This is a genomic window from Duganella alba, from assembly GCF_009674495.1.
In the GTDB taxonomy this organism is placed as follows: domain Bacteria; phylum Pseudomonadota; class Gammaproteobacteria; order Burkholderiales; family Burkholderiaceae_D; genus Rugamonas; species Rugamonas alba.
Map to the genome: position 1 here is coordinate 1 of NZ_WKJN01000080.1, position 2,803 is coordinate 2,803.

At 70.5% G+C, this 2,803-nt stretch carries 3 protein-coding genes; 2 read left to right on the forward strand and 1 reads right to left on the reverse strand.

The genetic code is table 11. From position 1 onward, the window contains the following. Positions 1-422: lipopolysaccharide heptosyltransferase II (gene waaF, locus GJ695_RS29275; RefSeq protein WP_154370598.1), on the forward strand; the 422-nt coding region annotated here is incomplete at its 5' end. A 51-nt stretch (positions 423-473) separates the two neighbouring features. Continuing rightward, complete coding sequence (locus GJ695_RS29280) at positions 474-2,000, forward strand: GGDEF domain-containing protein (protein ID WP_154370599.1); 1,527 nt, start codon at positions 474-476, stop codon at positions 1,998-2,000. On the opposite strand, the gene GJ695_RS29285 is transcribed toward GJ695_RS29280, so the two are convergent. Then, a complete protein-coding gene (locus tag GJ695_RS29285) occupies positions 1,997-2,719 on the reverse strand; it encodes an alpha/beta hydrolase (RefSeq protein ID WP_166455367.1) in 723 nt (240 codons plus the stop codon). The two genes, GJ695_RS29280 and GJ695_RS29285, sit on opposite strands and share 4 nt — an antisense overlap. Positions 2,720-2,803: the final 84 nt, after the last annotated feature.

Below are 2,803 nucleotides of genomic sequence, written 5' to 3' on the forward strand. Positions count from 1 at the left end.
TGGCCCAGGCCGTGCTGGCGCGCGACCCGTCGACCCAGATCGCGCTGCTCGGCTCGCCGAAAGACCGGGACGCCTGCGCCGAGGTGGCGGCCGGGTTGCCGGCCGGCGCGGTGTTCAACCTGGCCGGCGCCACCAGCCTGGCCGAGGCGATCGCCCTGATCGCGCGCGCGGCGGCGGTGGTGGCCAACGATTCGGGCCTGCTGCACATCGCCTCGGCGCTGAACCGGCCGGTGCTGGCGCTGTACGGTCCCACCGATCCCGACCACGCGCCGCCGTTCTCCGACCTGGCCGCCTCGATTTCGCTGCGCCTCGACTGTTCGCCGTGCAAGCAGCGCGAGTGCCCGCTGGGGCACCACGACTGCATGGTCAAGCTGGCGCCGGAACTGGCATGGCAGCGTTTGCAGCCGATGCTGGCTGCATAGCGCGCCGATTTGTTGTATAAGAGCAGTACGAGCAATACCTGGGTGTCCCCCATGTTCAAGCGCCTTTCCATCACTTTCTGGGCCACCGTGTTTGTCGGCGTGGTGTGCCTGTCGCTGGTCGGCGTCGATGTCTGGCGCAGCCTGAACGCGCGCAGCGAGCAGCTGGCGGAGATGGAACGGCTCGGCGCCAACCTGGCGCGCGCCATGGCGCAGCAGGCCGACGACACCATCAAGGCGGCCGACACCGCGCTGGCCGACGTGGTCGAGCGCATCGAGACCGACGGCACTGGCGCGCGCGCGCTGGCGCGGGTGCAGCGGCAGATGCAGACGCAGGTGATCAACCTGCCGCAGCTGGTCGGGCTGTTTGTCTACGACGAGCAGGGCCGCTGGATCGTCAACTCGCGCGGCACGCCGGGCCAGGCCTACAACAACGCCGACCGCGAATACTTCATCCACCACCGCACGCATCCCGAGCGCGGGCCGCACGTCGGCCATCCGGTCATCAGCCGTTCCAGCGGCAGGTGGATCATGCCGGTGTCGCGCCGCCTGAACAAGCCGGACGGCAGCTTCGGCGGCGTGGTGCTGGCGACGCTGGACATCGATTACTTCCGCCGCTTCTACCAGAGTTTCGACGTCGGCGCGCGCGGCGCGGTGGCGCTGCTGTCGGACGACGGCGTGCTGTTGCTGCGCCAGCCGTTCGACAGTTCGCGCGTCGGCAGCAGCATGCGCGACAGCGAACTGTTCCGCCACTACGCGCAGCAGCGCGGCGCGGCGCGCACCGGCAGCGCCTTCTTCCACTCCTTCCACGACAACGCGGTGCGGCTCAACAGCTTCCGCCCGCTGGAACACTATCCGCTGTTCGTGACGGCGGCGCTGTCGCGCGAGGAAATGCTGGAGCGTTGGCGGCGCGACACCTTCACCAGTTCCGCCGGGGTGGTGGTGCTGGCGGCGCTGCTGGGCTTTTTCGGCAAGCGGCTGGTGGACCAGATCAAGCTGCGCGCGCAGGCCGAGGCCGAGCTGCGCCAGGCGCGCGACGCGCTGGAGAGCGCCAACCGCACGCTGGAGCGCCAGGCCATGCAGGACGGCCTGACCGGGCTGGCCAACCGGCGCCAGTTCGACGTCACGCTGGGCAACGAGTTCAGCCGCGCCATGCGGCACCAGGACACGCTGGCCTTCATCATGATCGATGTCGACTACTTCAAGCAGTACAACGACCTGTACGGCCACAGCGCCGGCGACGAGGTGCTGCGCGCCGTGAGCAAGCTGATCCGCGCGCTGACGCCGAAGCGGCCCGGCGACCTGACGGCGCGCTACGGCGGCGAGGAGGTCGGCATCCTGTTGCCGAATACAGACCTGCATGGCGCGCAGGCGGTGGCGGAGCGCATCCGCCAGGCGGTGGAGCAGTTGCAGATGCCGCACAATGGCAGTCCGTTCGGCGTGGTGACCTTGAGCGCCGGCATCGCCACCATTGCGCCGCAGCGCGGCGTGCACCTGGCCGGCATGCTGGTGGAGGCGGCCGACAAGGCGCTGTATGTGGCCAAGTCGGAGGGGCGCAATCGCCTGAGTCTGGCCCCCTAGGTGGTTTCCAGCCGCAGAAGGGCGGCGCGCGCCACCGGCGGCGAGACGATGTGGGCGCCGTCGAATTCCTCGTACTGGACTGCGTAGCCTTCGCTGGTCAGGCGGGCGGCGATCTCCTGGCCGCGCTGCACCGCCAGCACCTGGTCGTCCTTGCCGTGGCCGACGAAGATGCGCGGCCGGCCTTCACGCCGCAACGGCGCCATGAAGCCGGGCGAGAACGCCAGGATGTCGCTGAACAGATGGCCGTTCATCAGGCCCACCGACAGCGCGTAGGAAGCGCCGTCGGAAAAGCCGGCGATCGCCATCGCCTGTTCGTCCACCTCGTAGCGCTGCATGGTCCACAGCAGCGCGCGGTCGAGGAAGGCGAGGTCGGGGCCGTAGCCGCCGCGCAGCAAGTCCCAGCTGGTCGACAGCGCGTCGGGAATCAGCAGCAGCGCGCCGTGGCGGATCGCATGCGCCAGCGCGATGTGATCGCCGCCGCCATGCTGGCCGCCGGCGCCGTGCAGCAGCACCAGCAGATGCAGCGGCCGTCCTTCGGCGCCGGCGCCCGAGTCCAGGTGCGGCGGCACGTGCAGCACCGCCTTGCGGCCGTCGGCGAACGAGAGCTGGTGCGTGCCGGCGTCCAGCGCCGGCTGGCGCTGGTGGGCGATTTGCCGCAGCAGGTCGGGCCGCGCGTGCAGGCGGCCATCCGCATACGGGGCAGGCGCGGGCGCCGACACGTTTAGAATTCCTCCCAGTCGTCGCCCGCCGGCGCCGCCTTGCTCTGCGCGCGCGGCGCGTTAGCGGCCGGCGCCCCCGACCTC

What these genes read in the sequence shown, in the direction of transcription:
- GJ695_RS29280 (WP_154370599.1), top strand. Translation starts at nt 474, where the DNA reads ATGTTCAAGCGCCTTTCCATCACTTTCTGGGCCACCGTGTTTGTCGGC.